The following is a 26,536-nucleotide window of genomic DNA, read 5'->3' as shown; positions in this document are numbered from 1 at the left end:
GAGGACCTTCCGCATGTTCCGACGCATTGGGAATGCCGTCGTCCGTCATCCCGTCTGGACGATCGTGGCATGGCTCATCGCGGCGGTGGCGATCGTCGCCACCGCGCCGAGCCTGCCCTCGAACAGTGACGAGAGCAGTTTCCTGCCAAAGAGTTACGAGTCGATCAAAGCGGCGGAGCTACAGGAGAAGGCGTTCCCCAGCGCCTTCACCCCGTCCGCGATCGCGCTGTACCAACGCACCGACGGCGGCAAGCTCACCGCCGCCGACAAACAGGACATCGCCCGGATCACTTCACAACTGGGCAGCAAGCACATCGACCAGGTGCAGAAGGTCGTCCCCGGCCAGCCGTCCAAGGACGGCAGGTATGACCTGACCCTGGTGCAGATGGACAGCAAGAACGCCGGCCAGCCCAAACAGATCGACGCGGCCAAGGCGTTGCGCGATGACGTCAAGAAACTGGCCACGGGCACGAACCTCGACGTCAAGCTCGGTGGTTCCGCCGCGCAGGCTCTCGACCAGCAGGACTCGTCCAAGCGCGGTCAGGCACTGATCGGTATCGGCACCTTCGCGATCATCCTGATCACCCTGCTGATCATCTTCCGTGCGCCGATCCTGGCGATCCTCCCCCTCGTCCTGATCGGCCTGGTGTCGGCCGTCGCCAACGGCCTGATCGCCTACGCCACCAAGCTGTTCGACCTGCAGGCCAACAGCTCGATCTCGTCGATCCTGATCGTCGTGCTCTTCGGCGTGGGCACGGACTACTTCCTCTTCCTGATGTTCCGCTACCGCGAGCGCCTGCGCGCCGGCGACGAGCCGAAACAGGCCATGATCAACGCGGTTGACCGGGTCGGCGAGGCCATCGCCTCGGCCGCCGGAGCGGTGATCATCGCCTTCCTCGCGCTGGTGCTGTCCACGCTCGGCTTCCTCAAGCAGATGGGCCCGGCACTCGCCATCGCGGTCGCGGCCACGCTGGTCGCGGGCCTGACCCTGATCCCGGCCGTGGTCTCGCTCATCGGGCCGAAGGTCTTCTGGCCCTCCAAGTCCTGGCAACGGGAGCCGGAGAACGCCCGGTTCGCCGCCCTCGGCCGCGGCGTGCAGCGCCGCCCGGCGCTGACCGCCGCGGTGTCCGGCCTCGTCCTGGTCGCACTGTCGCTCGGCACCCTCGGGTTCAACGCCACGTTCGACCTGGCGGCGGGCTCCATGCCCAAGACCAAGGAGTCCATGGTCGTCCAGGACGAGATGCAGAAGGCGTACTCGGCCGGCGCCGCCGCACCCACCGACGTCTTCCTGTCCAGCACCGACGGCAAGCAGCTGGACAAGTCCGGCCTGGACGCGTACGCGCACAAGCTCGGGGCCGTGGACGGCGTCGCGAACGCCCGCCTGACCCAGCTGAACAAGGGCGGTACCACCGCCGACTTCACCGTCACGCTCAGGTACGAGGCGTCGACGGACAAGGCGATCGATGCCGTGGGCGAGGTGCGCGACGTCGCGCACTCCGACGCCCCCGAGGGCACCGAAGCCCTCGTCGGCGGCATGTCCTCGATCTACAAGGACATCGCCACGGCGGTCAACCACGACTACCGGACGGTCTTCCCCGTCGCCGCCCTCCTCATCATGGTCATCCTGGGGCTGCTGCTGCGCAGCGTGGTCGCCCCCTGGTACCTGATGGCCTCGGTGGGCCTCGGCTTCGGTGCCACCCTCGGCGCCACGGTATGGATCTTCCAGGAGGGGCAGGGACACTCCGGTCTGATGTTCATGCTCCCGGTGATCATGTATCTGTTCGTGGTCGCCATCGGCACCGACTACAACATCCTCATGATCGCCCGGCTCCGCGAGGAGGCCCGCGAGGGCCGCGAGCCCCGCGAGGCGGCCGGCATGGCGCTCCGGCACGCCGGGCCGACCGTGGCGGCGGCCGGCTTCATCCTGGCGGCGACCTTCGCCACGATGATGCTGGCGGGCAACGCGCTGCTGACGGAGATGGGTTTCGCGGTCTCCTTCGGTATCGCGGTCGCCGCCTTCGTGATGGCGATGTTCTTCACGCCGAGCCTCACCGCGCTGATCGGCCACGCGGCGTGGTGGCCGGGCCACGGGGACCAGGCGCGGGAAGCGGCGGTCGGCGCCGGATCTCCTGACGCCGGTTCGGTTCCCGGCCGGAACCGGGACACGGTCGCACCCGATCCGTCGGGCCGCCGCGGCTAGCAGCATCACGAGGACGGCGCAGGTCTGCCGGGCCGCACAGCCCGGCAGACCCGACCCGTCGTCAGCACAGCGGCCGAGGCGAGAGGAAGATCACGACGGACCACGCGGTCTTGGCCATGCACGCGCCACGCGGTACGGTCTGTCCGATATCGACGACGGCGAGACGGAAGCCGGTGGGAATCCGGCACGGTCGCGCCACTGTATGCGGAACACCCCTGGGTGTCCCGTGAGTCAGACCCGTGGCCGTCGTCATGTGCACCACCGAGATGGGACGCGAACTCCCAGAGGAGGTCCTGCCATGGCGCAGACCGTCGCCCAGCCGACAGCCACCACCCCCGCCGTTCCCGCCACGCTGCCGCTGAAGGCGATCGCTCCGTGGGCGGTCTTCTTCGGCATCCTCATGCTCGTCCTGCTGTACTTCGTCGGCGCCGAGCAGGGCGCCACCTCCGTGTTCAACGGCACGGACGTCCACGAGTGGGTGCATGACGCACGCCACCTGCTCGGCTTCCCCTGCCACTGACGCGAGGGACGCCGCTCGACCATGAACTCCGCAACCGTGAGAAACCTTCTCGTGCGAGGCATGCTCGCCGGCCTGGCCGCCGGCGTGCTCGCCCTCGTCGTCGCCTACCTCCTCGGTGAGCCGAACGTCGACAGCGCGATCAGCTTCGAGGACGCCCACTCCCACGAGCACGGGATGGAGGTCGTCTCCCGCTCCCTGCAGTCCACCCTGGGCCTCGCCACCGGTGTCCTCATCTACGGGGTCGCCTTCGGCGGGATCGCCGCGCTCGCCTTCTGCGTCGCGCTCGGCCGTGTCGGCCGCTTCAGCCCGCGGGCGACCGCGCTGCTGCTGTCCGGCTGCGCGCTGCTCGCCGTGTACGTCGTCCCGTTCCTGAAGTACCCGGCCAACCCGCCGTCGGTCGGCGAGCCCGACACCATCGGCAAGCGGACTACCCTGTACTTCCTGATGATGCTGCTCAGCGTGCTCCTGGCGGTCGCCGTCACCATCCTGGGCAAGCGCCTCGCACCCACCCTGGGCACCTGGTACGCGACCGTCGTCGCGGTCGCCGCCTTCGCCGTCGCGATCGGTCTGGCCTACGCCTTCCTCCCGGTCGTCAACGAGGTGCCGAAGGACTTCCCGGCCACCCTGCTGTGGCGGTTCCGCCTCTCCGCACTGGCCATCCAGGCCGTTCTGTGGGGCGGATTCGGCCTGCTCTTCGGCGAGTTGGCCGAGCGGCAACTGAATCCGAAGCCCGCGACCACTGCGTCCGGGCGGAGAGTTCCCGCCACGCACTGATCCCTTCAGGACACGAGAGGGCCCTTCGGAACCGTCCGGGGGCCCTCTCGCGTTCCCGGGACACCGGCGGAGGCGACGAGCGGAGGAGCCGAGTGGCCAGACAACGTCCCGAACCGCGCCACATCACTCTCGGCGGACGTGAGGCGATCGCCCTGACCATGGAGGAGTACGCCCAACTCATCGCCAGCCGACGCCAGATCGGCGGCCAGAGCGCGCGGGTACGGGTGCTCGCCCAACAGGTCAAGCGGACCGAGAGACTTCTCGACGAGCTGGAGGCCCTGGTCGGCGGCCCAACGGCCCTCTGCCGCACGCCGGATGAGGGCGCGGTCCGACGGGCGACGGCCGACTGCCACGGCGACCACGGCACGACCGGCGCCCCGGACACCGACTGCCTGCGGTGCGCGATCGCCGCACTGCTGCGTCGCCATCGGGAGGCGACTTCCTGACCGCCGTCAGTCGCCCGGCTGGGCGAGGCCGTGTCCGAGCCGCACGTTCCAGCGTCCGGACCGGCCGGTGACCTCCGTCGCCGTGAGCGGCGCGACGTCGAGGCGCCAGAACGCCGCCTCGGGCGCGCCCAACGCGTGCACCACCACAGCCCGTACGACCTCGGGCTCCACCACGGCGATCGTCCTGCCGTCCGCCGGCCCGCTAGTGTCCAGCCAGCCCGCGACCCGCGCACACAGCTCCCGCACCGACTCGCCGCCATGCGGTGCAGCCCCGGGATCGGCCAGCCAGCGGGCCACCGCTTCCGGCTCGACGGCGCCGACGTCGTCCAGCGTCCGCCCGCGCCACCGGCCCACGTCGAGGCCCGAGAGTTCCGGTTCCGCCGATGCGTCGAGGCCGAGGGCGCAGGCCGTCTGCCGGCAGCGCACGCTGGGAGAGACGAGGACGCGGCCCGCTGCGGGCAGGGACCCGGCCGCCGGTCTGACCCGCGCCGCCGCGCTGTCCTCGATCGAGTCGCCGTCGTCGAAGCGGGCCCGCCGCAGTGAGGGCGTGGTCGCGGGTGAGATGAGAGTGACACGGCTGGTCACGTGGTTGTTCCTCCTGCTTCCGCCGCGGGGCGGGGGTCCTGGGCTGCGTACGTAGGACGGTACGGGCATGCGTGGTGGCCGTGCAGACCCGCCCCGGCCGGTACGGCCGGGGCGGGCTCGGCGACTAGATCTCCGTGCGCACGGTCAAAGCCGCGGCGACCAGGTTCTCCAGGGCGGCCCGTACCTCCGGCCAGCCGCGGGTCTTGAGACCGCAGTCCGGGTTGACCCACAGGCGTTCGGCCGGGACGGCCTCGAGCCCGAGGCGCAGCAGGTCGGCCACCTCGCCCGTGCCGGGCACGCGAGGGGACGCATCCCGCCTGGAGGACGGGGCGAACCAGCTGCACGGGCAAGCCTACCGCTCAGCTCCGGTCGTACAGGTGGAACCCCGCCCGGACTTGCGGCCCAGCAGTCCCGCCTCGACCATCCGCCGGAGCAGTGGGGGAGGGGCGTAGAGAGGTTCCCTGAACTCGTCGTAGAGGGACTCTGCGATCGAGGCGACGGTGTCGAGCCCGATCAGGTCCGCGAGCCTGAGCGGACCCATGAGTGGGCGCAACCCAGCTCCATGCCGGTGTCGATGTCGGCGGCGGTGCGAAGCAGGACTCCGCCGTGCGGACGGCCGACAGGAGGTACGGGACGAGCAGCGCGTTGACGACGAAGCCGGCCCGGTCCCGGGAGCGGATGACCGTCTTGTCGAGCGTCTGTGCGGCGAACTCCTCGACGACGGCAGCCGCTTGCGCCGCAGTGTGCAGGGAGGTCACGACCTCGACCAGCGGCAGTACGGGTACCGGGTTGAAGAAGTGCAGACCCACCCGGTCCGCGCGACAGGTGGCCATGCCGAGGCGCATCAAGGGGAGCGACGAGGTGTTCGTCGCGAGCACGGCGCCAGGATCCTCGACGATCTTGTCGAGCGCCGCGAACACCTCGGTCTTGACGTCCACGTTCTCGATGACGGCCTCGACGACCAGCTGCCGGTCGGCCAGGTCCTCCAGATCACCGCTGAAGACCAGCCGGTCCAGTGCGTCCCGGGCCGCTGCCGGTTCCAGCCTGCCCCGCCGGACCGCGCGGTCCAGGGAGGAGGCCACGCGTTTCCGTGCGGCGCGTGCGGCCGTGGCGTCGGCCTCGCAGACCACCGTGTCCAGCCCGGCCCGCGCACAGACCTCGGCGATGCCCGCGCCCATCCGGCCGCCGCCGACCGTCGGCTCAGCCCTCGCTGCCCAGGGGGTGGGTGAAGCCCTGGTCGGAGATGAGCCGGGCACCCTGGGCGAGTTCTGCGGCGAAGCGCTCGACGGCCTCGTAGGGGAAGCGGTGGCTGGGGCCGCTCAATGAGAGGGACCCGACGACCCGGCCGGTGCGGCCGGTGACGGGCACCGCCACGGCGGTCAGCCCCTCGTCCCACTCGCTGCTGCTGACCGCGTAGCCCCGCTCGGCCGCATCGGCCGCCCACGTCCGCAGCTGATCGGCGTACGTCTCACCGTGGGGCGAGGCGGCGGCCACACGCTGCAGGAACGCATCGGAGGCGTCGCGCAGGAGGATCTTGGAGGAGGCGCCGGCCCACAGGGGCTGCTCGTCGCCGACGTCGACGACATGACGCAGCGGGTGCGGGCTCTCCTCGTGGGCGACGCAGATGCGGTGGACGTCCCGGGCGACGAAGAGATTGACCGTCTCGCCGAGCCGGTCGGCGAGGTCGCGCATGACCTTGCGGGTCTCCTGGGGCACCTCCCACTGGCTGCGGGCGAGATAGGCCCAGCGCCACAGTGCCGGCCCCGCGGTGTAGCCGGCCGGGTGCGACCACAGCAGGCCGCTCTCCTCCAGGGTCTGCACCAGCCGCAGCGCGGTGGTCTTCGCCAGCCCGGTGGCCTCGGTGATCTCCCGTAGCGTGATGACGGGCCGCTGCTCGTTGAGCAGGTTGAGGATGTCGAAGGCCCGCCGGACACTGCGCACCCCGGTGGGCTGCTGATCCCGGTCGCCGCCCGTCGGCGTTTCTTCCACGCTCACCTGCTGCCTCCCCGCTGTGGCCGACCCGCTCATGACACCCCCGACGGTAGTCCGGTGCACGGACCGGTGAAACCACGACGCCGGGGCCATCCTGTCGCAGCCCTGGATGGCTCCGCAGCCTGCCCCTATCGCGCTGCTCAATGGACCGCTTGATCCACACAATGGGTCAAGCGGTCCAGGGCCGCCTTCGCGTCGTTACTGCTCGCCACGCTCATCGACAGCGTTCGGGGCTGCTCCGCGTGCCGGTCCGGCCCGGCTCGACGCGCCCTTGTCCGAAGCCCGTCGCGTGATTAGTCTGACCGCACAGTGGAACGGACGAACCGCCTAGTGGTCGCCCAGAAGACCTGGATCAGCGTAGGGAGCGACCATGCGGAAGTCGATCGCCACCGTCTGCCTGAGCGGCACTCTGACCGAGAAGCTCACCGCCGCTGCGCGCGCCGGCTTCGACGGCGTCGAGATCTTCGAGAACGACCTGCTCGCGAGCCCCCTGTCGCCCGAGGAGATCGCCGCCCGCGCGGCGGACCTGGGCCTGACCATCGACCTCTACCAGCCCATGCGGGACATCGAGGCCGTGCCCGCCGACGAGTTCGCCCGCAACCTCCGCCGCGCCCGGCACAAGTTCGAGCTGATGACCCGGCTCGGCGTCGACACCGTCCTCGTCTGCTCCAACGTCTCCCCGCAGACGCTGGACGACGACGCGCTCGCCGCCCGGCAGCTGGGCCGACTGGCGGATCTGGCGCAGGAGTTCGGCATTCGCGTCGCCTACGAGGCGCTCGCCTGGGGGCGGCACGTGAACACGTACGATCACGCTTGGCGCATCGTCGAGACCGCCGGCCACCCGGCGCTGGGCACCTGCCTGGACAGCTTCCACATCCTCTCCCGGGGCTCGGACCCCAAGGGTATCGAGGACATCCCCGGCGAGAAGATCTTCTTCCTCCAGCTGGCCGACGCCCCGCTGCTCGCGATGGACGTCCTGCAGTGGAGCCGCCACTACCGCTGCTTCCCCGGCCAGGGCGGCTTCGACGTCGCCGGCCTGGTACGGCACGTGCGCGCAACCGGCTACCAGGGACCGCTGTCCCTGGAGGTCTTCAACGACGTGTTCCGTCAGGCGGACGCGGGCCGCACCGCCGTGGACGGTCTGCGGTCCCTGCTCGCCCTGGAGGAGGCCGCCGGCGTGTCCGCCCTGCCGGCCACGGCCGCACCCTCCGGCGTGGCCTTCGCCGAACTCGCCGCCGGCGACCCCCAGCCCGTCGGTGACCTGCTGGCCGCCCTCGGCTTCACCCGCACCGCCCGGCACCGCGGCAAGCCCGTCGACCTGTGGGAGCAGGGCGAGGCCCGGGTCCTGGTCGACGCCGGAGCCGCCACCCGTCGCGCCGGTACGAGGCTGGCCGCCATCGGTCTGGAGTCACCGGATCCGCAGGCCTGCGCCCGTCGCGCCGAGGCCCTGCTCGCCCCGACCCTCCCCAGGCGCCGCGCCGAGCAGGGCCTCCCCCTGGAGTCGGTCGCCGCACCGGACGGCACCGAAGTGCTCTTCTGCGCCACCCGCCGACCGGGACTCCCCAGCTGGGCGGACGACTTCGAGCACCGGGCGGCGGGCCGGTCCTCCGGCGTCACCGGCATCGACCATCTCGCGCTCACCCAGCCCTGGCACCACTTCGACGAGGCGGTGCTCTTCCATCGCGCCGTGCTCGGCCTGAGCCCGCACGACACCGTCGAACTCGCCGACCCCTACGGGCTCTTCCGCAGCCGCGCCCTGTCCGGCCCGCACGCCGGACCGCGGCTGATCCTCAACCTCGCCCCGAGCCCCACGGACGAGGACGGCACCCGGGCTCAGCACGTGGCCTTCGCCGTCGACGACATCGTTGCGGCGGTGCGCCGCTTCCGCGCGGCGGGCGCCGGCCTGCTGCAGGTGCCCGCCAACTACTACGACGACCTTCGGGCGCGGTACGAGTTTCCCGAGGGCGAGTGGGAGACCTACCGCGAACTCGGCATCCTCTACGACCGGGACGAGCACGGCGGCGAGTTCCGGCACTGCTACACGCAGACGGTCGGCCACGTCTTCTTCGAGTTCGTGCAACGGTCCGGCGGCTACCGCGGATACGGCGCCGCCAACGCCCCCATACGTCTGGCCGCCCAACGGAGGTAGCGCGCAGGACGGCCCGCTCATGGAGGCCTCCACGGCCGGCTGCTGGACGGCGACGGCGCAACCGCTTAGCCTTACTGTCCAGAGTTGGAAAATGAGTCGAAGAGCGTTGAGTGGGAGGGCCACGTCATGCGTACCGCTGCGGCCGAGGCGGACGAGCACCTCATCCGCGAAACGGAGAAGATCGCCGTTGCCCTGGGCCGGATGTTCCCGGGGCTGTGCGAGGTGGTTCTGCACGACCTGCGCGATCCGGAGCAAGCGATCCGGGCGATCGAGAACAACCTCTCCGGCCGACAAGTCGGCGACTCCGCAACCGAGTTGGGGCTGGCGCGCATCGCCGACCCGCAGTACCCGAGCGTCATCCAGAACTACCCGAACCAGTTCCCCGACGGCCGCCCGGCCAAGAGCACGTCGATCGGCATCAAGAACAGTGCCGGTGAGTACATCGCGGCTCTGTGCCTGAACCTCGACGTCTCCGTGCTGTCGCCGGTCACGCTCGCCCTGGCCAACCTCGTCGCCACCGACACCGAGCACCGTGAGCAGCCGCTGGAGACCCTGCGCGACCGCAACGCCCGGGAACTGCGCCAGGCGGTGGAGGCGCTCGCCGCGGAACGTGGGGGAACCCCGAGGTCGCTGGGCCGGGAGGGCAAGAAGGCGCTCGTACGGCAGTTGCACTCGGACGGCTACTTCGACTCGCGTGATGCCGCCCAGGCGATCGCGGACCTGCTCGGCGTGTCCCGCGCGACCGTCTACAACTACACCAAGTGAAGGGCCACTCATGAGCCGCCGTCTGCTGCACATCACCGAGGAGGAGACCGCCGCGGTCGTCGACGAGGACCTCGCGCTGCAGGCGGCCCGCGAGGCGTTCGCCGCGACCGTGGACGGTGCGGTCTTCCCCGGTCTGGCCGTGCACGGATCCGACCCGAAGAACCGGTTCACGCTCAAACCGTCGGCCTCCGCCACGCACGCCGGGGTGAAGATCGGCAGCTACTGGCCGGGCAACCCGGAGCAGGGTCTGCCGCGCCACCACTCCACCCTGCTGCTCCTCGACCAGACGATCGGCAGGATCGCCGCCGTCCTGGAGGTCGGCAAGGCCAACGCCTACCGGACCGCGGCCGCCGACGCCCTCGCCGTCGATCTGCTGGCCCGCCCCGACGCCACCACGCTGGCCGTGTTCGGCACCGGGCACCAGGCCGCCTACGAGGTACGGGCCGTCAGCCGGGTCCGGCCCGTGGCGGAGGTCCTGGTCGTGGGCCGCGACGAGGACCGCGCCGCACGGATGGCAGCCGACCTCGCGGCGGAAGGCCGTACGGCGATGGTCACAGGCGCCGAGGAGGCCTGCGCCCGGGCCGATGTCATCGTCACCGCCACCAACGCCACCGCCGACGCCCCGCCCCTGTTCCAGGCCGCATGGGTCCGGCCCGGCACCCACATCTCCTGCATGGGCGCCGACGCTCCCGGCAAGCGGGAACTGGACCCGGAACTGTTCTCCGTGGCGCGCGTCTTCTGCGATCTGCCCGAGCAGGCCCGCCGCATGGGCGAGAGCCAGCACGCCCCGGACAAGACCGTGCTCACCCCACTCGGCGAGGTCCTCACCGGCCGGGTCTCGGGACGCACCGACGACGCCGACATCACGGTCTTCGACAGCTCCGGCATCGGCCTGCAGGACCTCTGCCTGGGCCTGGCCCTTCTGGAGAAACTGGACATGACCCTGTGACCACCGCACCATCAACGCACGTCCGGAACCTGGCCGATCCCGACACCCCGTTCGCCGTCGTCGACGTGCACAGGACACGACGCAACATCGCACGGCTCGCCCGGCGGGCGGACCGCCTCGGAGTCACCCTGCGCCCGCACGTCAAGACGGCCAAGAGCCTAGACGTCGCCGCCCTCCTGCACGACGGCACACCCGGACCGGTCACCGTCTCCACCCTCGCCGAAGCCGAGGCGTTCGCCGACGCCGGCTACACCGACATCACCTACGCCGTCGGTATCGACCCCCACAAGCTGCCCCGCGTGATCGCCCTGCGGCGCCGCGGTGTCATGCTGCGCGTCCTGCTCGACAGCACCGAACAGGCGACGGCCGTCGCCGACGGCGCGCGCGAAGCGGGCATCGCCCTGCCCGCCCAGATCGAGATCGACTGCGACGGCCACCGCGGCGGCCTCAGGCCCGACGCGCCCGGGCTCGTCGGCATCGGCCGCATCCTGCACGAGGCGGCCTGCCTCGACGGTGTACTGACGCACGCGGGGGAGTCCTACTTCGCCAACACCGCGGAGGATCAGCGCCTCGCGGCGAAGAGCGAACGCGACGCCGCCGTCGCCGCGGCCGACGCGCTGCGGGCCGCCGGGCTGCCCGTGCCCGTCGTCAGTGTCGGTTCCACACCCACCGCCCACGCGGCGGACGACCTCGCCGGCGTCACCGAACTGCGCGCCGGCAACTACGTCTTCTTCGACCTGGTCATGGCCGGCCTGGGCGTCTGCGACCTCGACGACCTCGCCCTGTCGGTGGTCGTCACCGTCATCGGTCACCGCCCGGAGTACGGGTGGATCATCACCGACGGCGGCTGGATGGCCATGTCCCGGGACCGGGGCACCTCCGCCCAGACCGAGGACCGGGGCTACGGCCTCGTCACCGACCTGACCGGGCGGCTGATCCCCGGGCTCGTCATGACGGGCGCGAGCCAGGAGCACGGCATCCTCTCCGCACGTGACGGAGCCGTCCTGCCCGACCTGCCCGTCGGCACCCGCCTGCGCGTCCTGCCCAACCACGCCTGCGCCACGGCGGCCCAGCACCACGGCTACCACGTCGTCGACGGCAGCCGTCCCGACGGCCCCACGCCCGCGATCCAGGGGGTCTGGAACCGCGTCAGCGGCTGGTAGCCCGCCCACCGAGGTTCCCGACCACGTCCCGCCTCCTACTCCAAGGACATGCCATGGCCGCCGTTTCGCCCGTAACGTTCGACGACGTCCGTGAGGCCGCCGCACGCCTCAAGGGCATCGCCCACCGCACCCCCGTCCTCACCTCGCGCACGCTCGACGCCCTCGTCGGCGCCGAGGTGTTCATCAAGTGCGAGAACTTCCAGCGGATCGGCGCCTTCAAGATCCGCGGCGCCTACAACGCGGCCGCCCAGCTCTCTCCCGAGCAACTGGCCAAGGGCATCGCCGCCTACTCCTCCGGCAACCACGCCCAGGCCACCGCCCTGGCCGCCCGCGAACTGGGCACCAGCGCCGTCATCCTGATGCCCGAGGACGCCCCCCGCTCCAAGATGGAGGCCACGGCCGGCTACGGGGCGGAGATCGTCACGTACGACCGCTACGCCCAGGACCGCACCGCCCTCGGCGAGGCCCTGGCCGAAGACCGCGGCCTGGCCCTGATCCCGCCCTACGACCACCCCCACGTCATCGCCGGCCAGGGCACCGCAGCCCTCGAACTCCTCGAGGACACCGGAGAACTGGACGCACTCGTCGTGCCCGTCGGTGGGGGCGGCCTCATCGCCGGCAGCGCCACTACCGCCAAGGCCCTGCACCCGGACATCCGGATGATCGGCGTCGAGCCCGAGGCGGGCGACGACACCAAGCGTTCCCTGGAGAGCGGCGAGCGCGTGACCATTCCCGTGCCCCGCACCATCGCCGACGGCCAGGCGATCTCCACCCCCGGCGAGATCACCTTCGGCATCAGCCAGCGTCTGGTCGACGCCGTCGCGCTCGTCAGCGACGAGGAGATCATCCAGGCCATGAGGTTCGCCTTCGAACGCCTGAAGATCGTCCTGGAACCCAGCGGCGCCACGGGCCTGGCGGCCCTGCTGGCCGGACGCGTCGAGAACCTCCCGCGGCGGATCGGCGTCATCGCCTCGGGCGGCAACATCGACACCGAGCGGTTCACCGCCCTCATGAGCGGCTGAACCGCAGGTCAGCGCCCGTACGCCCGGTGCCCGACACCCCCATCGACGCGCGGCCCGCCCCCCCCCCGGGACAATCGTCGCCATGACCGATGCCACGGGCGACGCCGAGAACCGCTTGGCCAGGATCGAGCGACTGCTGGAGACCGGCGAGCGCGATCTGGTCCCCGCGTGGCGGCGGGCGACGCGCGGGGAGCCGCGCTGGGCGGTGACCGCCGTGATCCTGGTGGCGGTCGCCCTGCAGCTGATGCTGCCGCACCGGCTCGCGCTCCAGCCGTACTGGGCGCTGCCGGTGCTGGAGCTGGTGCTGCTGGCCGGCCTGATCGCCGCGAACCCCCGGCGGGTCGAGCCGCGGACGCGATGGCTGCGGTGGCTCGGCCTGGGCCTGATCTCCGTCATCAGCCTGGCCAACGGCCTGGCGGCCCTCCGCCTCGTCGGGGACCTGGTGAGCGGCCGCGCGGGGAAGGACGCGGTGCCGCTGCTGCTGACCGGCGGCGGCATCTGGCTGACGAACGTCATCGTGTTCGCCCTGTGGTACTGGGAGTGGGACCGCGGCGGCCCGATGGCGCGGGCCCTCGGCCGGCAGCAGCACGCCGACTTCCTCTTCGCGCAGATGCAGAGCCCGGAGGTCGCCCCGCCGGACTGGGAGCCCGCTTTCCTGGACTACCTGTACCTGTCCTTCACCAACTCCACCGCCTTCAGCCCGACCGACGTGATGCCCCTGTCACGGTGGGCGAAGATGCTGATGATGCTGCAGTCCTCGGTCTCCCTGGTGACGGTGGTCCTGGTGGTCGCGCGGGCCGTCAACATCCTGAAGTGACCTGCTGTGACTTCCCCCACCTGCTCTTGCCGTGGCGGGAAAGGCTTACCTACGTTCGATCGTATGTCCTCCTTTGACCCCATCCTTCCCGGCGAGCCCGACGAGCCTGCCGCGGTGAGCGAGTCCGAGCCGGTCGAGTTCGTCGTCGACCTGACCGCGCACGAGATGCTCCGGCGTACGCACGCCCTGGCCGCTCTGGGGCCCGACTGGGACCCTGTCGCGGCGCTGCGCGGTGAGGAGGAGGCGTACGACCTGCTGTACTCCGGCCTCGACGCGGAACAGCAGCGGATCTACGACGAGCTGGTCGCGGCCGGGGTGCTCCCCAGGCGCGGGGGCGGCGATGCTGCCGCTTGATCCGCAGGCCGACATCGGGCGCCGTGCCTGGGTGGACTGCCCGAACTGCGACGACCGCCGGCAGTGCGCCACCTGCGCGCAGGGCGGTGAGTGCCGCTCCCACTGGCGCTACCTGCTCTCCAACACCGGCAGCCTGCTCCACCTGCAGTGCCCGTCCTGCACCCACGTCTGGAACCACGAGACCCACTTCGGAGCCACCCGGTCCCAGGGGTGAGACGGCTCAGGGCGCGGTGAACAGGGTCGGGAAGCGGGGGGCCAGCCAGGGCTTGGATCCCCAGGCGAGGATCTGTCCCCGGGCGATGGCACGCCACGGGTTGAGCCGGCCCAGCGCGACGAGCAGGAAGGTGGTGGGCTCGATGAGGATGGTGCAGTCCGAGCGGTCCTGCGGTGGCCCCGGGGTCACCTGCACGGCACCGTCGGCCAAGGCCACGCCGAACGCCTCGCCGCCGCGGAGCCGGACCGTGTAGCGAGCCGTGAGACCGGCGGTGGCCGCGGTGTTCGTGACGCGCGGCATGACCGAGAGCATGAACGGCATGCAGAGGCTCACGCGGGGTCCGTCGACCATGTGCGGGCGGCCGAGGGCGCGCGCGAGATCGTATCCGTGGCCCAGCATGTGCGTGAGCAGGTAGGACGCGAGAACGCCGCGGTTCATGGGGCCCAGTGGCGTGGTCGGTGCAGGGTCCTCGGCGGCCGTCCGCGTCATGGCGTCCAGGAAGACCTCGGCCTGCTCCGCGATCATCGTCGCCAGCGGCTCCGCCCGGCGCTCCGCGAAGGCGGTCAGCGACTCCTCGTTCGCCGCCGCCAGGCTCTGCGGGGTGCCGTCGCCGTAGGGGCGTTCGCGCCCGGCGGCGAGGTCGGCCATCAGCTCGTTGGCCAGGGCCAGATGCGCGGCCGCCTCGCCGACGGTCCACTGCGACCCCGGTACGGGAACCGCCGTGTCGGGCACCCCTCGCAACAGCGCGGCGATGTCCTCGGCGGTCCCGCGTATCGCCTGCCCGAGTCCGTCGGGCAACACCCCCTCGGTGTCCTGCCGTTCCGTCGACCGCACGCCGCCCGTCCCTCCTGCCCGCCGTGCCCCGTGGGTACGGGGTGCCGGGTACCCAACCAGACTCGGGAGCACAGGGCAAGCCTGCGGGCGGCCCCTGATCAGCGGCTGCCCGTCCAGTTGTGGGCCACGTCGATGACCAGACGGTCGGACAGCTGGATCACCCGGAACGGCAGCCGGGCCCGGACCCCGAGACCGATCTGGGTCTCTCCCTCGAAGCTGCCGGCGAACCGGGTGTCCCTGAAGGTGCGGTACCCGCTGACGTTCACGCCCGGAAGGTGGTGGCCCACCCGTCCCGGGTACGTCACCGCGCCGGTCTCCGGGTCGTAACTCGGCGCGCCGATGTGGACGTCGAGGATCGCCCCGCCGCCGACCGGGATGTACCGGCCGCTGGCGCTCTGGTGGAGCCGGTGGACGTACTTGACGGAGTAGCCGAGGGAACGGCCCCCGCCCGGCACGTCGAAGACCATACGGTCGAAGCAGGCGTGCCGACCGGTCCTGATGTCGTCGAGCGGCACGGCACCGGCGGTGGGGCCGCCCTTGGCGCCGCTGCCCCAGCCGGTCGGACAGGCCGTCGCCGGTGTGGTGGCCGCCGCGCTCGACGCCGTCCCCAACCCTGCGCCCGCCAGAAGGAGCGCTGCTATCACTGCCTCAAATCTTCGCATGATGTCCCCCTTGGTCGAGTCATGCTGTTATGAGGTGAGACACGCAACTATGGCGAATGGTTGCACGCAGAGACGCCGGAAGTTCCGGGGATCTCGCGGTGCAGTAACTCTCGGTTACTGATCCGGTGACGTACATTCGAGTCCGGGGAGGCAGACCGGAGGGGGGCGTCATGCCGGACGAGTCGGCCGTGCGGTTCGCGGTGCTGGGGCCCGTGCGGGTCTGGCGCGGGGAGCGCGAGCTGGAACTCGGGGGGCCTCAGGAACAGGCGCTGCTCGCCTTCCTGTTGCTTCGTGCAGGCCGGCCCGTGCCCGTAGCCGAGATCGTCGACGCGCTGTGGGGGCCGCACCCGCCGCGTACCGCCGTCAACGTCGTCCGCCGCCATGTCGGCTCCCTGCGCCGCCTGTTGGAGCCGGGGCTGCCCGCGCGGGCGTCGGGCCGGCGAGTGGTGCGTGGCGCGGGCGGCTACCGGCTCGTCACCGACGGCGACGCCCTGGACCTCGTACGGTTCCGCGAGTTGCGGGACGAAGCCCGGCGGGCCGCCGCCGAGGGCTCGCCCGTACGGGCCGTGGAGGTGCTCGCCGAAGCGCTGTCGCTGTGGAACGGACCGGTTGCCGCCGGGATCTCCCCGGACGTGCGCGAACGCATCGCGGTCGGCGGGCCGGAGCGCGAGCGCCTCGCCGCCGTGCGTGAGGCGGCCGACGCGGCGCTGCGCGCCGGCGTACCGGAGAGGGTGCTGCCGGAACTCCGGCAGGCCGCCGCCGCGCACCCGCTGGACGAGCCCCTGCTGGCCCGGCTGGTCCTGGCCCTCGCGGCCACCGGCCGCCGCGCCGAGGCGCTGGACACGCACCGGACCGCGTGCTGCCGCCTCGCCGACGAGCTGGGCATCGATCCCGGCCCGGAACTGCGGGAAGCGCTGCACGAGGCGACCGGTCAGGGCGCCGACACGCCGCCCAGGGAATCCCCGGGCCCGCACCCCGCCGTACCCGCCCAACTGCCGCACGACCTGCCCACGTTCACCGGACGGCACACCGAGCTCGCGGAGGTGCTCGGCTCGCTCGCCGGTGACGCGGAGCACGCCGAGACGGTGCTGATCTCCGCGCTCGGCGGCATGGCGGGGGTGGGCAAGACCACGCTCGCCGTCCACTGGGCCCACCGGGTCGCCGACCGGTATCCGGACGGGCAGCTCTACATCGACCTGCGCGGCTTCGCTCCGGCCGGGGCGATCACCGATCCGGGGGAGGCCCTGCGCGGCTTCCTCGACGCGCTCGGGGTGCCGCCGGAGCGCATACCGCAGGGCCTGGACGCCCAGGCCGCGCTCTACCGCAGCGTGCTGTCCGGACGGCGGGTGCTCGTCCTGCTCGACAACGCACGCGACGCGGAGCAGGTGCGGCCGCTGCTGCCCGGCGCGCCCGGCTGCCTCACCATCGTCACCAGCCGGGACGAACTCACCGGCCTGGTGGCCGTCCACGGAGCCCGCTCCCTGACCCTGCGGCCGTTCGACACCGGTCAGGCGCGGGCGTTCCTCACCGGCCGGCTGGGCGCGGAGCGGATCGCCGCCGAACCCGCGGCGGTCGACGCGATCATCACCCGGTGCGCCGGGCTGCCCCTCGCCCTCGCCTGCGTGGCCGCCCGCGCCGCCCTGCGCCCGCACTTCCCGCTGGCTGCCGTGGCCGCCGAACTCCGCGAGGCCCACGGCAGCCTCGACGCCTTCACCCGGCCCGACACCTCGGCGGATGTCGCCACGGTGTTCTCCTGGTCCGTCGGTGCCGTGTCGGCCGAGGCCGCCCGGCTCTTCCGGTTCCTCGCCCTGCATCCCGGCCCGGACGTGTCCCCGGCCGCCGCGGCAGCGCTCGCCGGACTGCCGCTACGTCAGGTGCGTCCCCTGCTCGCCGAACTCTCCGGCGTCCACCTCGTCAACGAGCCGGCGCCCGGCCGCTACGCCTTCCACGACCTGCTCCGCGCGCACGCCGCCGAACTCCTGCAGGCCCACCACGGCGAGGCCGAGCGGCAGGAGGCGACCGACAGGCTGTTCGCGCACTACCTGTACTCCGCCCATGCCGCCGGTGTGCTCCTCGATCCCAGTGGGGATCTCCCGCCCCTGCCGCAGCACACGCACGCCGACCCGTTCGCCGACGACAGCCAGGCCCTGGCCTGGCTCGGTGCCGAGTACGGGGCGCTGCCCGCCGTCATCCAGGCGGCGGCGGCCTCCCGGCGCGACCGGCTCGCGTGTCTGCTGACCTGGTCCCTGGAGCCGTACTTCGAACGGCGCGGCCACTGGCACGACGGACTGGCCGCCCAGCGCACCGCGCTCGACGCGGCGCTGCGGCTCGCCGAGCCCGCCCTGGAGGCCCGCGCCCTGCGGGGCCTCGGCCGGGCGGCGGGCAGACTGGGACTGTACGAGGAGGCCCGCGCCCACCTCGACCGGGCCCTGGAGCTGTTCACCGGCCTCGGTGACCGCGTCGGCCGCGCGGGGACCCACCGCAGCCTGGGCTGGATGAGCGAGCAGCAGGGCGACCTGGCCGGGGCCCTGCGGCACAACCGGCTCGCCCTCGACCTGTTCCGTACCGCGGGCCACCGGCCGGCGCAGGCCAGTGTCCTCAACTCGGTCGGCTGGTACCACGTCCTGCTCGGCGAACACCGGCAGGCGCTCGCCCACTGCTTCGAAGCCCTGACCCTGCTCCAGGACCTGGGCGACCGCTACGGCCAGGCCGCGACCTGGGACAGCATCGCCTACGCCTACCACCACCTCGGCCGCCACCCGCACGCCCTGCTCGGCTACCGCAACGCGCTGACCCTGTACCGCGCGCTCGGGGTGCCGTACCCGGAGGCCGACACGCTCACCCGCATCGGCGAGACCCACCTGGCCACCGGCGACCGTGACAGCGCCCGGGCCGCCTGGGAAGAGGCTCTCACTCTCCTCACCGCCCTCGGCCATCCCGACGCCGACCGGGTCCGGGCCAGACTCGACGGACGGGACGAATGGCTCGGCGCGGTGTGAGCGGTGGGCACACGCGCGCTGCGGCGCTGGTCGGTGGTCGTGCGGTACGGGGCTCGGTGACGTGATGCGGTTCGAAGTGCTCGGATCCCTGCGGGTGGTGCGGGGGGAGACCGAGCTGGATCTCGGCTTTCCGCAGCAGCGGGCCCTGCTCGGGCTGCTGCTGGTGCACACGGGCCGGCCCATGCGGATGAGCGAGATCGTGGACGTGCTCTGGTGCGGGCAGCCCCCGGCAAGTGCCCGGAACGTGGTGCGCCGCTACGTCGGTGCCTTGCGCAGGCTGCTGGAACCGGGGCTGCCGCCGCGCGCGCCCGGACGGCGCGTGCTCGGCCGCACCGGCGGCTATCTGCTGGAGGCGGACACCGACGAGGTCGACCTGCTGTGCTTCCGTGACCTCGCCCGGCAGGGCATGCGGGCCGCCGCCACCGGACGGCCGGAGGAGGCGGTACGGCACTTCGCCGACGCCCTGGCCCTGTGGGGCGGCCCGGTGGCGACGGGGATACCCGCGGCCACCCGCGCGCACCCGCACTTCGCGGCCGTGGAGCGGGACATCGTGCGCACCGCGCAGACGGCGGCGGACGTCGCGCTGCTGTGCGGCAGGTCGGAGCAGGTGCTGCCCGCCCTGCGCAGAGCCGCCGAACTCCAGCCGCTCGACGAGCCGTTGCACGCCCGACTGGTCATGTCGCTGGCGGCCTGCGGACTGCAGGCCGAGGCGTTGACCGTGTTCGAGCACGTCCGGCGCGACCTGGCCGCCCAGCTGGGCGTCGCACCCGGCCCCGAGCTGGGCGCGGCCCACGCCCGCGTCCTGCGCCAGGAGGTGCGGGCCGCCGGGCACGTCACCGCTTGGAACATGCCGTCGGCGCGACCGGAATCTCCGGAACCCTTCATCCGTCCTGCCCAGTTGCCGCCCGACCTCGCCGTCTTCACGGGCCGCAGCACCGAGCTCGACACGCTGAGCGCCCTCGCCGACACGGCTGCGGCCACCGGCCACCGGCCCGCGACCGTCCTGATCAGCGGAATGGCGGGCATCGGCAAGACCACCCTCGCGGTCCACTGGGCGCACCGCGCCGCCGACCGCTTCCCGGACGGCCAACTCCACGTGGAGCTGGGCGGCTTCGATCCGCGCCGGGCTGCCCTGGAACCCGTCGAGGCGCTACGGCACCTCCTCACCGCCCTCGGAGTGCCCGCGCAGCGGATGCCGGAGGGCGCGGACGCCCTCGCCGGCCTCTACCAGGGCCTGGTGGCGGGCCGCCGCCTTCTCCTTCTCCTCGACGGCGCAGCCGACATCGAGCAGCTCCGCCCCCTGCTGCCCGTCTCGCCCGGCTGCCTGACAGTGGTCACGAGCCGCAACGGACTGCCCGGCCTGCTCGCCGCCGGCGCGCGCCCGCTGCGCCTGAACCTGCCGACCGCGGCGGACGCCCGCGCCGTCCTGGCCCGGCGGATCGGCTCCGGGCGGATGGCCGCCGAACCCGAGGCGGCCGAGGAGATCGTGGCGCGGTGCGGGCGGCTGCCGCTGGCCCTCGCCGTCGTCGCCGCGCGCGCCACCAGCCGCAGAGACTTCCCGCTGGCCGCTCTCGCCGCCGAACTCCGGGCCTCCCACGGCAGCCTCGACGCCTTCTCCTCCGCCAAGGGGGCGGCCGACGCCCGCGCCGCGTTCCACTGCTCCTACCGCACCCTGTCGGCGCAGGGCGCCCGGCTGTTCCGGCTGCTTCCGCGGCACACCGGCCCCTTCGTCACGGCCGGTACCGCCGCAGCACTCGCCGACCTGCCGCTGTGCGAGGCCCGGACCCTCCTGGGCGAGCTGGCCGAGGCGCACCTCGTCACCGAAGCCGCGCCCGGCCACTACGCCCCGCACGAGCTGCTGCGCGCCTTCGCCGCCGAACTCACGGAGTAAGCGCCCTCACTTCCTTGTCACTCTTTTTGCACATCCCCCGCCCTACGCTCCCGGCGAAGTGGCCTTCTCCAGTGCCGCTTCATGCGACGACAGAGCGGAGGCGACGAAGGATGACGGCGACGTCCGGCATCGAGGCGAGCGGCGGACACCCGGGGTCACCGCAACCGGGACCGATGTGGCGGCGGGCCATGGGACTCGACATCCTCATCACGGACCCGGCCCCTGCCGCACTGCCACGCGAACGCTCGCCGTACGCGCAACCGGACCTCACCGGAGGGCCCCGCAGGTGGATCGCCCGGGACAGCGGCGAGTTCCTCTTCGTGGGCGTGCGGGGCGGCGGGCCGCTGTTACTGCAGGAACCCTCCGTGGACGGCGAACTCGGCCCGGGCGACATCTGCTTCTTCGATCTGCACCGCCCGCCCGCGCTGGACCTCCCCGAGCGATGCCGTACGAAGACGTTCCTGCTCTCACGCGGACTCCTGGGGCTCACGGACCGCGACCTGCACCGGATCACGAGGGTGCCGGTGCGCCGCGACTCCCGGATGGGCTCCCTCCTCTCGCCGTTCCTGTCCGACCTCGCCGACACAGCCGTCGCGTCGCGGGCCACGGTCGGCGAGATGCTCGCCTGGAACGCGGTGAACCTGCTCACCACCCTCGCCACGGATCACCTGCGCGAACACGGGAGGGCGGCCGCCGACGACCAGTCGGCCCTGGTGTCCCGGATCCTCAGGTTCATCGACCTGAACCTGAGCGACGTGGAGCTGTCCCCCGAGCGGATCGCCCGCGCCCACCACATCTCCGTGCGGTACCTGCACAAGCTCTTCGCGGACGAAGGGACCACCGTCGGCCGGCGGATCCTGCTGCGCAGGCTGGAGGAGTGCCGGCGCGAACTCGCGGCCCGTTCCCATGGAACCCGGACCATCGCCGCGGTGGCGGGCCACTGGGGCTTCGCCAGCGCCACGCACTTCAGCCGCGTCTTCCGGGCCACGTACGGGATGACCCCGCGCGAGTGGCGGGACTCCGCGGGCCGGTAGCCGGCTGCCTCCCGTCGGCGCACCGAACCGTGCCCTCCGACGGACCCACAGCGGCGCCGCGCGAATCCGTGCACTGTCGGCACACCGACCGTTCGCTCACGGGCAATTGACCTCCGCCCAGCGGACTTACGGTGGCGCTGAGCGGTGCCGGAGTACTCAGCGGATTCACCACGCGATCCGGCGCCCCCCGAAAATCGAGGAGAATCGATGTCCGATGCCGTAGCACCGGTCGAGCCGGTGCTGGAACCCGCCGCCGCCGAGTTCGCCCGCGCGACCGCCAACCCGCCGTACCTGTTCGACCTCGACCCGGCGGAGGGCCGCAAGGCGGTCGACGAGGTGCAGTCCGGCGAGATCGAGAAGCCGGCCGTCGACGAGGAGTGGATCACCGTCTCGGGTGGCCCCACGGGCAGTGTCCGGGCTCGGATCGTCAAGCCTGCCGGTGCCACCGGTACCCTCCCGGTGATCGTCTACATCCACGGCGCCGGCTGGGTCTTCGGCAACGCGCACACCCACGACCGCCTGGTGCGCGAACTCGCCGTCGGCGCCGACGCGGCCGTCGTCTTCCCCGAGTACGACCTGTCGCCCGAGGCCCGCTACCCGGTCGCGATCGAGCAGAACTACGCCGTCGCCCGGTGGGTCGTCGAGCAGGGCGCCTCCAAGGGCCTGGACGGTTCCCGGCTGGCCGTGGCCGGTGACTCCGTCGGCGGGAACATGACCGCCGCCCTCACCCTGATGGCCAAGGAGCGCGGGGGTCTCCCGCTGGTCCAGCAGGTGCTGTTCTACCCGGTCACGGACGCGAACTTCGACACCGGCTCCTACCACCAGTTCGCCACCGGCTACTTCCTGCGCCGCGACGGCATGCAGTGGTTCTGGGACCAGTACACGACCGACGAGGCCGAGCGGGCGCAGATCACCGCCTCCCCGCTGCGCGCCGGCACGGAGCAGCTCAAGGACCTGCCGCCGGCCCTGGTCATCACCGCCGAGGCGGACGTCCTGCGGGACGAGGGCGAGGCCTATGCCAACAAGCTGCGCGAGGCCGGCGTGCCCGTCACCGCGGTGCGCTTCCAGGGCATCATCCACGACTTCGTCATGCTCAACGCCCTGCGCGGCACCCACGCCGCCGAGGCCGCCATCTCCCTGGCCGCCCGCACCCTGCACACCGCCCTGCACACCGCCTGAAGCCGAGGAGACAGCACCGACATGACCGCCTCCACTCCCACGGTCGTCCTGGTCCACGGCGCGTTCGCCGACGCGGCCAGCTGGTCTGGGGTCATCGAAGAACTGCAGCGCGAGGGCATCCCCGTCGTCGCGCCGCCCAACCCGCTGCGCGGCCTCGCCTCCGACGCCGCCTACATCGCCTCCGTGGCCGCCCAGATCGACGGTCCCGTCGTGCTGGTCGGCCACTCGTACGGCGGTGCGCTCATCACCGTGGCCGGCACCGTCGAGAACGTCGTCGGGCTGGTCTACGTGGCCGCCTACGTCCTTGAAGAGGGTGAGAGCCTCGGTGAGCTGCAGGGCCGCTTCCCGCTCTCGCCGCTGGTGAGCAACCTGAAGCAGTGGACGTACCCGGGCCCGGACGGCGAGGACGCGGTCGAGGTCACCATCGCGGCGGACGCCTTCCCGTCGGTCTTCGCCGCCGACGTGGCCCCCGAGGTCACCAAGGTCCTCGCGGTGGCCCAGCGCCCGCTCGCCGCCGCGGCCTTCGAGGAGACCGCTTCCGCCGCCGCGTGGCAGACCAAGCCGTCCTGGGCCCTGGTCGCCGGTGCGGACGAGGCGATCAACCCGGAGGTCGAGCGCTACGGCGCGAAGCGGGCCGGGGCGACCGTCCTGGAGCTGGAGGGCGCGTCCCACGCGGTCGCCGTGTCCCGGCCCAAGGAGGTCGCCGCACTGATCCTCGACGCGGTCCGCGCGACGAGCTGACCGCACGCCACGGAGCTCGCCCTCCCGCCCGTGCGGGAGGGCGAGCCCGTACGCGGTCTTCCTTCCGACTCTTCGTGGAGCCTGGTGTCCGACGTTCTCTCCGCGGCGCCCCTCGCCGCCTCCGCCCGGGCCGAGCGCTGGCACGAGGCGTTGTCCCGCACCTTCATCCCGCTCGACGTCACCTTCCTGGAGAGGGAACCGTCCCCGGGAAGCATCGTCGGCCGGCGCGTCGGCGTCCTGCAGGTCGCTCATGTCGAGGCGGGTCCGCAACAGGTGACGCGCAGCAGACGTCTCATCGCCCGCGACGGCCAGGAGTTCCTCACCCTCAGCCTCCAGCTCCGGGGTTCCTCACTCAAGGAGCAGGACGGCCGGGAGACCGTGATTCGGCCCGGCGAGTTCTCTCTCTCGGATTCGTCCCGCAGGTTCAGAAAGAGACTCGACGAGAAATTCCGCTTCACGTCCTTCCATTTCCCGCGCCAGGCCCTCCGTGTGCCGGACGAGGATCTGCGGGCGGTGACGGCGACGGCGTTCCGCCCCGACGAGGCGAGCACCGCACTGGTGTCGACGTACTTCACCCGCATGGCGCGTGCGGCGGAGAGCTTCGACGACACCGCGGGCCGGCAGGTCGCCGCCACGGCGCTCGACCTGCTCGCGCTGCTGATCGACGAGCGGTGCGGACGCCTCGCGCCGCCGTCCTCGGAGACCGCCGCGGTCACCCTGGTGCGCGTGAAGGACCACATCGTGCGCAACCTGTCCGACCCGGAACTCTCCCCGTCCGGGATCGCCGCGGCACACTTCATGTCGGTCCGTTCCCTGCACCAGCTGTTCCGGTCCGAGGGCGTGACGGTGGGCTGCTGGATCCGGCTGCAGCGCCTGGAACGCTGCCGAAGGGACCTGCTGAGGCCCGAGGCGCAGTCGGGCGGCGTGGCAGCGGTCGCCCGCCGCTGGGGTTTCGTGAGCCCCAGCCACTTCAGCCGCTGCTTCCGCGCCGTGTACGGGATGACGCCCAGGGAATGGCAGCTTGACGGTGCGTCGGCCGGGGTGAGTATCGCCGTGACCGTGTGACCCGCCCGCTCCCCGAGAACGCGTGCCGACGTCAACCATCTGCGTGATATACACATTCTCCACATCTTCTGCACGGCCCATCGGCATGCTCCTGGGGGGAGTTCCGTGAGCACTACTGGCGCGGGCGGGCGGGTGCGGCCTGCCCAGCCCGGGGACCCTGCCCGCATCGGCCCGTACCGGATCATCGGCCGTCTCGGCTCCGGCGGCATGGGCACGGTCCACGCCGGCCTCACCGACGACGGACTGCGGGTCGCGGTCAAGGTGATCCACCCCGCGCAGGCCCAGGACCCGGAGTTCCGGGCCCGGTTCCGCCGCGAGGTCCAGCTCTCCGCCCGGGTGCAGGGCCCCTGCCTCGTGCCCCTGCTCGCCGCCGACCCCGAAGCCGCCGCACCCTGGCTGGCGACCGCCTACGCGCCCGGCCCCACCCTCAGTGAGCACCTGGCCGAGCACGGCCCCCTCGCCGGTGGCACCCTGTACGCCTTCGCGACCGGTACGGCCCAGGCGCTGGCGGCCATTCACCAGGCCGGTGTGGTCCACCGGGACGTGAAGCCGCAGAACGTCATCCTCACGCCCGCCGGGCCCCGCGTGCTGGACTTCGGCATCGCGCACGCCGCCGACGGCACCAGCGTGACCCGGACCGGCGTCCTGACCGGCACCCCCGGCTGGATCAGCCCCGAGTACTACCGCGGCGGCACGGCCGGACCCGAGGGCGACCTGTTCGCCTGGGGCGCGCTGGTGGCGTACGCCGCGACCGGCCGTCTCCCGTTCGGCGCCGGTGCGCCGGACGCGGTCGCGTTCCGCGTCATGTCGGGGGAGCCCGATCTGGACGGAGTTCCTCGGGAGTTGCGGGAGATCGTGGAGACGGCCCTCGCGAAGGAGCCCGCCGACCGGATTCGAGCCGTCGCGGCGGCGGAGAAGTGTGCCGGGCTGCTCGCCGCGCAGACCACCCAGGTCGTCGGCGGCGAGGTGGACCTGGGACCCACCCGCGCCGGTGAACCGGTCATGGCCCGGTGGGACCTGCCCACCCTGGACGATCCCCGCTGGCATGCCCCGGCGGCACCGTCCTCCCGCAAGCGGAGCATCACGACCGTCCTCGTCGCCGCAGCCGTGGCCGGCGGTCTCGCGGGCGCCGTCATCGCCCTCCCCGGTGGAGGCCGCGACCATGCCGCAAAGACCAGGGAGTCCACGGCCACCGCGTCCCCGGCCGCACACGAGGACAGCACCGCACAGCACAGCGGTTCCGCCGCGCCCGACGGGACGACGGAACCGGTACAGCCGGCGGTCGATCCTCGCAGGGCAGCCGTCCCGACCGACCCGCTCGCCGGGGTGGCCGACCCCGCCTTCACCCGCGCCGGGGACGAGACCCAGCCCGGTGACGACGAGTGGAGAGCCAGCACCGGAGCGAGCGCCGCGGACGAGCAGGACGTGGCGACGACGGTCCGGGACGACATGAGGACCATGCTCGCCACCAAGGACATGGCCTTCATGGAGCCCACGGTCACGTTCAACAAGAGCGCGCAGACGCTGATGGTGACCGGCGGCCCGATCTCCCAGCTTCCGGAGGACCAGCAGGAAGTGTTCCGCAGGAGCGGGGAGATGGCGGCCTGCACCGCCCTCGCCCGCCGGCTCGCGGACGACCCCACCGCCTGGCCCTACGGCCGCTACTCGGTCTTCTGGAAGGGCTACGACACCGATCCCGAGCCGAACATCCTCGGCTTCGGCGAGGCCACCGACGGGTGCTACAACCTGATCGCCGGTCAGTGGCAGGGTGACGAGTCCGGCCTGACGACCGCGCAGATACCGAGCAGCGACCGGGCGGAGATCCGTGTCGCCGACGCGACCGACAAGGCCGTCACGGCGGCCTGGAAGGTCCGGGTCGCCGAGGGCAACGGGGTGGATCCGGCGGCCGCGGAGAACGACATCAGCCTCGGCTTCGATCCCGTCGAGAAGGCCGCGTACGTGTGGATGCACGACCCCGACGGCACACTGATCGGCCGCGCCCAGCGGTCCAACTTCCAGGACGTCGTCACCACCACGGCCTGCCGGCGGCTGGTCTCCGAGTACAGCAGCAACAAGGCGTGGCAGTACACCCGTTGGTCCGTAGTCGTGTGGGAGGGCAACAGCCGCTTCCCCGAGTTCACGGGCTCGGGCGACTGCATGAAGTGAGGGCCGCCCCGGCCG

The 26,536-nt window shown here is 72.2% G+C and carries 23 protein-coding genes, 2 pseudogenes and 1 riboswitch; of the genes and pseudogenes, 19 read left to right on the top strand and 6 right to left on the bottom strand.

The window, feature by feature from the left end:
• Positions 1-13: 13 nt before the first annotated feature.
• The 4 genes from ACIF83_RS19575 to ACIF83_RS19560 all read left to right on the top strand — a co-directional run bounded on the left by ACIF83_RS19575 (position 14) and on the right by ACIF83_RS19560 (position 3,940).
• Positions 14-2,200, top strand: a complete 2,187-nt coding sequence (locus ACIF83_RS19575) for an MMPL family transporter (RefSeq protein ID WP_399728388.1) — start codon at positions 14-16, stop codon at positions 2,198-2,200.
• 119 nt (positions 2,201-2,319) lie between these two features.
• Positions 2,320-2,462: riboswitch (cobalamin riboswitch) on the top strand.
• Between the two features lie 36 nt (positions 2,463-2,498).
• Positions 2,499-2,720, top strand: a complete 222-nt coding sequence (locus ACIF83_RS19570; protein WP_086692985.1) for a CbtB-domain containing protein — start codon at positions 2,499-2,501, stop codon at positions 2,718-2,720.
• Between the two features lie 21 nt (positions 2,721-2,741).
• The gene (locus ACIF83_RS19565; protein ID WP_393479106.1) at positions 2,742-3,494 is read left to right on the top strand and encodes a CbtA family protein; all 753 of its coding nucleotides are present in this window, start codon (positions 2,742-2,744) and stop codon (positions 3,492-3,494) included.
• Positions 3,495-3,586: 92 nt separating this feature from the next.
• Positions 3,587-3,940 (top strand): hypothetical protein, encoded by a 354-nt coding sequence (locus tag ACIF83_RS19560; protein ID WP_399728384.1) that lies wholly within the window; start codon positions 3,587-3,589, stop codon positions 3,938-3,940.
• 6 nt (positions 3,941-3,946) lie between these two features.
• On the opposite strand, the gene ACIF83_RS19555 is transcribed toward ACIF83_RS19560, so the two are convergent.
• From ACIF83_RS19555 to ACIF83_RS19540, 4 genes and pseudogenes are all read right to left on the bottom strand, one after another.
• The gene (locus ACIF83_RS19555; RefSeq protein WP_399728381.1) at positions 3,947-4,525 is read right to left on the bottom strand and encodes a histidine phosphatase family protein; all 579 of its coding nucleotides are present in this window, start codon (positions 4,523-4,525) and stop codon (positions 3,947-3,949) included.
• A gap of 124 nt (positions 4,526-4,649) precedes the next feature.
• Positions 4,650-4,832: pseudogene (locus tag ACIF83_RS19550) on the bottom strand (5-methyltetrahydropteroyltriglutamate--homocysteine methyltransferase); the annotation flags it as partial.
• Positions 4,833-4,884: 52 nt separating this feature from the next.
• A pseudogene (locus ACIF83_RS19545) lies at positions 4,885-5,703 on the bottom strand (3-hydroxybutyryl-CoA dehydrogenase).
• A gap of 22 nt (positions 5,704-5,725) precedes the next feature.
• Entirely contained in the window at positions 5,726-6,553 is an 828-nt protein-coding gene (locus tag ACIF83_RS19540) for an IclR family transcriptional regulator (RefSeq protein ID WP_393479116.1), read from the bottom strand.
• 334 nt (positions 6,554-6,887) lie between these two features.
• Between ACIF83_RS19540 and ACIF83_RS19535 the strand changes: the two genes are divergently transcribed.
• The 8 genes from ACIF83_RS19535 to ACIF83_RS19500 all read left to right on the top strand — a co-directional run bounded on the left by ACIF83_RS19535 (position 6,888) and on the right by ACIF83_RS19500 (position 13,950).
• Positions 6,888-8,666, top strand: coding sequence for a bifunctional sugar phosphate isomerase/epimerase/4-hydroxyphenylpyruvate dioxygenase family protein (locus ACIF83_RS19535; protein WP_399728377.1), 1,779 nt, complete (start codon positions 6,888-6,890; stop codon positions 8,664-8,666).
• Positions 8,667-8,792: 126 nt separating this feature from the next.
• Complete coding sequence (locus ACIF83_RS19530) at positions 8,793-9,431, top strand: transcriptional regulator (RefSeq protein WP_393479120.1); 639 nt, start codon at positions 8,793-8,795, stop codon at positions 9,429-9,431.
• A 10-nt stretch (positions 9,432-9,441) separates the two neighbouring features.
• Entirely contained in the window at positions 9,442-10,380 is a 939-nt protein-coding gene (locus ACIF83_RS19525; protein ID WP_399728374.1) for an ornithine cyclodeaminase family protein, read from the top strand.
• Positions 10,377-11,543 (top strand): DSD1 family PLP-dependent enzyme, encoded by a 1,167-nt coding sequence (locus ACIF83_RS19520; protein ID WP_399728371.1) that lies wholly within the window; start codon positions 10,377-10,379, stop codon positions 11,541-11,543. The genes ACIF83_RS19525 and ACIF83_RS19520 overlap by 4 nt, the downstream gene beginning before the upstream one ends.
• A 53-nt stretch (positions 11,544-11,596) precedes the next feature.
• Complete coding sequence (locus tag ACIF83_RS19515; protein ID WP_399728368.1) at positions 11,597-12,565, top strand: threo-3-hydroxy-L-aspartate ammonia-lyase; 969 nt, start codon at positions 11,597-11,599, stop codon at positions 12,563-12,565.
• Positions 12,566-12,647: 82 nt separating this feature from the next.
• Positions 12,648-13,382 (top strand): hypothetical protein, encoded by a 735-nt coding sequence (locus ACIF83_RS19510; protein ID WP_393479130.1) that lies wholly within the window; start codon positions 12,648-12,650, stop codon positions 13,380-13,382.
• 63 nt (positions 13,383-13,445) lie between these two features.
• Positions 13,446-13,736: a DUF6400 family protein gene (locus ACIF83_RS19505; protein ID WP_393479132.1), complete on the top strand. Its 291-nt coding sequence runs from the start codon at positions 13,446-13,448 to the stop codon at positions 13,734-13,736.
• Positions 13,723-13,950: a hypothetical protein gene (locus ACIF83_RS19500; protein ID WP_145884255.1), complete on the top strand. Its 228-nt coding sequence runs from the start codon at positions 13,723-13,725 to the stop codon at positions 13,948-13,950. The genes ACIF83_RS19505 and ACIF83_RS19500 overlap by 14 nt, the downstream gene beginning before the upstream one ends.
• A 6-nt stretch (positions 13,951-13,956) precedes the next feature.
• On the opposite strand, the gene ACIF83_RS19495 is transcribed toward ACIF83_RS19500, so the two are convergent.
• Both ACIF83_RS19495 and ACIF83_RS19490 read right to left on the bottom strand, forming a co-directional pair.
• A complete protein-coding gene (locus tag ACIF83_RS19495; RefSeq protein ID WP_398140758.1) occupies positions 13,957-14,784 on the bottom strand; it encodes a maleylpyruvate isomerase family mycothiol-dependent enzyme in 828 nt (275 codons plus the stop codon).
• A 98-nt stretch (positions 14,785-14,882) separates the two neighbouring features.
• Positions 14,883-15,446, bottom strand: coding sequence for a hypothetical protein (locus ACIF83_RS19490; protein WP_399728363.1), 564 nt, complete (start codon positions 15,444-15,446; stop codon positions 14,883-14,885).
• A gap of 170 nt (positions 15,447-15,616) precedes the next feature.
• On the opposite strand from ACIF83_RS19490, the gene ACIF83_RS19485 reads away from it, so the two are divergent.
• The 7 genes from ACIF83_RS19485 (at position 15,617) to ACIF83_RS19455 (ending at position 26,521) form a co-directional block, all read left to right on the top strand.
• On the top strand, positions 15,617-18,445 hold the full coding sequence (locus tag ACIF83_RS19485) for an AfsR/SARP family transcriptional regulator (RefSeq protein WP_399728360.1): 2,829 nt from the start codon (positions 15,617-15,619) through the stop codon (positions 18,443-18,445).
• A 64-nt stretch (positions 18,446-18,509) separates the two neighbouring features.
• Positions 18,510-20,336, top strand: a complete 1,827-nt coding sequence (locus ACIF83_RS19480) for a BTAD domain-containing putative transcriptional regulator (protein ID WP_399728817.1) — start codon at positions 18,510-18,512, stop codon at positions 20,334-20,336.
• A gap of 110 nt (positions 20,337-20,446) precedes the next feature.
• Positions 20,447-21,370: a helix-turn-helix domain-containing protein gene (locus ACIF83_RS19475; RefSeq protein WP_393479143.1), complete on the top strand. Its 924-nt coding sequence runs from the start codon at positions 20,447-20,449 to the stop codon at positions 21,368-21,370.
• A 207-nt stretch (positions 21,371-21,577) separates the two neighbouring features.
• Positions 21,578-22,549 carry an alpha/beta hydrolase gene (locus ACIF83_RS19470; protein WP_393479146.1) on the top strand — a complete coding sequence of 324 codons (972 nt, stop codon included), beginning with the start codon at positions 21,578-21,580 and terminating at the stop codon, positions 22,547-22,549.
• A gap of 21 nt (positions 22,550-22,570) precedes the next feature.
• A complete protein-coding gene (locus ACIF83_RS19465; RefSeq protein WP_399728357.1) occupies positions 22,571-23,290 on the top strand; it encodes an alpha/beta fold hydrolase in 720 nt (239 codons plus the stop codon).
• Positions 23,291-23,374: 84 nt separating this feature from the next.
• Positions 23,375-24,355 (top strand): helix-turn-helix domain-containing protein, encoded by a 981-nt coding sequence (locus ACIF83_RS19460; protein ID WP_399728355.1) that lies wholly within the window; start codon positions 23,375-23,377, stop codon positions 24,353-24,355.
• 105 nt (positions 24,356-24,460) lie between these two features.
• Positions 24,461-26,521, top strand: a complete 2,061-nt coding sequence (locus ACIF83_RS19455) for a serine/threonine-protein kinase (protein ID WP_399728352.1) — start codon at positions 24,461-24,463, stop codon at positions 26,519-26,521.
• The last annotated feature ends 15 nt before the right edge of the window (positions 26,522-26,536 follow it).

This window comes from Streptomyces sp. NPDC085866 (assembly GCF_044541035.1).
Classification (GTDB): domain Bacteria; phylum Actinomycetota; class Actinomycetes; order Streptomycetales; family Streptomycetaceae; genus Streptomyces.
The sequence above is the reverse complement of the archived record's forward strand: the minus strand, read 5'-3'. Positions and strand labels throughout refer to the sequence as shown.

What these genes read in the sequence shown, in the direction of transcription:
- ACIF83_RS19535 (WP_399728377.1), top strand. Translation starts at nt 6,888, where the DNA reads ATGCGGAAGTCGATCGCCACCGTCTGCCTGAGCGGCACTCTGACCGAG.
- ACIF83_RS19505 (WP_393479132.1), top strand. Translation starts at nt 13,446, where the DNA reads ATGTCCTCCTTTGACCCCATCCTTCCCGGCGAGCCCGACGAGCCTGCC.
- ACIF83_RS19530 (WP_393479120.1), top strand. Translation starts at nt 8,793, where the DNA reads ATGCGTACCGCTGCGGCCGAGGCGGACGAGCACCTCATCCGCGAAACG.
- ACIF83_RS19510 (WP_393479130.1), top strand. Translation starts at nt 12,648, where the DNA reads ATGACCGATGCCACGGGCGACGCCGAGAACCGCTTGGCCAGGATCGAG.
- ACIF83_RS19490 (WP_399728363.1), bottom strand. Translation starts at nt 15,446, where the DNA reads ATGCGAAGATTTGAGGCAGTGATAGCAGCGCTCCTTCTGGCGGGCGCA.
- ACIF83_RS19500 (WP_145884255.1), top strand. Translation starts at nt 13,723, where the DNA reads ATGCTGCCGCTTGATCCGCAGGCCGACATCGGGCGCCGTGCCTGGGTG.
- ACIF83_RS19475 (WP_393479143.1), top strand. Translation starts at nt 20,447, where the DNA reads ATGACGGCGACGTCCGGCATCGAGGCGAGCGGCGGACACCCGGGGTCA.
- ACIF83_RS19540 (WP_393479116.1), bottom strand. Translation starts at nt 6,553, where the DNA reads ATGAGCGGGTCGGCCACAGCGGGGAGGCAGCAGGTGAGCGTGGAAGAA.
- ACIF83_RS19465 (WP_399728357.1), top strand. Translation starts at nt 22,571, where the DNA reads ATGACCGCCTCCACTCCCACGGTCGTCCTGGTCCACGGCGCGTTCGCC.
- ACIF83_RS19485 (WP_399728360.1), top strand. Translation starts at nt 15,617, where the DNA reads ATGCCGGACGAGTCGGCCGTGCGGTTCGCGGTGCTGGGGCCCGTGCGG.
- ACIF83_RS19570 (WP_086692985.1), top strand. Translation starts at nt 2,499, where the DNA reads ATGGCGCAGACCGTCGCCCAGCCGACAGCCACCACCCCCGCCGTTCCC.
- ACIF83_RS19525 (WP_399728374.1), top strand. Translation starts at nt 9,442, where the DNA reads ATGAGCCGCCGTCTGCTGCACATCACCGAGGAGGAGACCGCCGCGGTC.
- ACIF83_RS19480 (WP_399728817.1), top strand. Translation starts at nt 18,510, where the DNA reads ATGCGGTTCGAAGTGCTCGGATCCCTGCGGGTGGTGCGGGGGGAGACC.
- ACIF83_RS19515 (WP_399728368.1), top strand. Translation starts at nt 11,597, where the DNA reads ATGGCCGCCGTTTCGCCCGTAACGTTCGACGACGTCCGTGAGGCCGCC.
- ACIF83_RS19565 (WP_393479106.1), top strand. Translation starts at nt 2,742, where the DNA reads ATGAACTCCGCAACCGTGAGAAACCTTCTCGTGCGAGGCATGCTCGCC.
- ACIF83_RS19470 (WP_393479146.1), top strand. Translation starts at nt 21,578, where the DNA reads ATGTCCGATGCCGTAGCACCGGTCGAGCCGGTGCTGGAACCCGCCGCC.
- ACIF83_RS19575 (WP_399728388.1), top strand. Translation starts at nt 14, where the DNA reads ATGTTCCGACGCATTGGGAATGCCGTCGTCCGTCATCCCGTCTGGACG.